This is a genomic window from Marinitenerispora sediminis (assembly GCF_003336425.1).
GTDB lineage: Bacteria > Actinomycetota > Actinomycetes > Streptosporangiales > Streptosporangiaceae > Marinitenerispora > Marinitenerispora sediminis.
This window is the reverse complement of sequence record NZ_QEIO01000329.1, coordinates 1-751: the sequence shown is the minus strand read 5'-3', so window position 1 is coordinate 751 and position 751 is coordinate 1. Positions and strand designations below refer to the sequence as shown.

1 protein-coding gene is annotated in these 751 nt (G+C 69.2%); it reads right to left on the bottom strand.

The window, feature by feature from the left end; translation table 11 throughout:
* Window positions 1-465 precede the first annotated feature (465 nt).
* A complete protein-coding gene (locus DEF28_RS26630; protein ID WP_114400737.1) occupies window positions 466-690 on the bottom strand; it encodes a hypothetical protein in 225 nt (74 codons plus the stop codon).
* Window positions 691-751: the final 61 nt, after the last annotated feature.

Here is a 751-nt window from a genome sequence, read left to right as displayed (position 1 = left end):
GGTCTTCATGGAAATTCCTCCAGGAAGGCTGACCTGGCGATCTGCCAGGTCGGACTCCGTTTCACGGTCCATCAGAATCGGCCCCTTCGCTGATTCCGGCCGGACCTGGAGCCACGACTCTCATGCTTGCGGCGGCCGTTTCAAGAAGAAACAGGACGCCGGACTGCGGGCTCCAAAGAAAGCGAGCGGTGTTCCAAAGCCGCATCAAATTGCCCGTGCGCGCGGAATGGGATGCGGATTCGGCCGCGAATGGCGCACCGGGCGCCATGCGGATCGCGGCCGGATTTCGGTGGCCCGCGGGAAGCGGGCCGGCACCGCCACCGGCTCCGGTGGCGGTGCCGATGCGCGGCAGGGCGGCGGGCCCGGCTACCGGCTGTCGTTCCTGCGCCGGTGGACGGGGAAACGCGCGGGTGCGCCTCTCCCACGGGTGCCGGACCCGCCGGTCCTGCTCAGTGGGCTTCGGGATCAGAACCCGCCCTGGGCGTGGCTCCGGGTGCCGAAGGTACCGGCTCCGAACGGCCCGGCCTGGGTCGCCTGCTGCTGGAAGCTGCTGCTCGGGCCGAAGCCCGGGAAGCCCCAGAAGTGGCGGCCGCCGAAGATGTCCTGGGCGCCGGCCATGGCGGGCGTGCCCAGCGCGACGGCGGTGGCGACAAGGCCGGTGAGCGTGATTCGGCGCAGGTTGGTCTTCATGGAAATTCCTCCAGGAAGGCTGACCTGGCGATCTGCCAGGTCGGACTCCGTTTCACGGTCC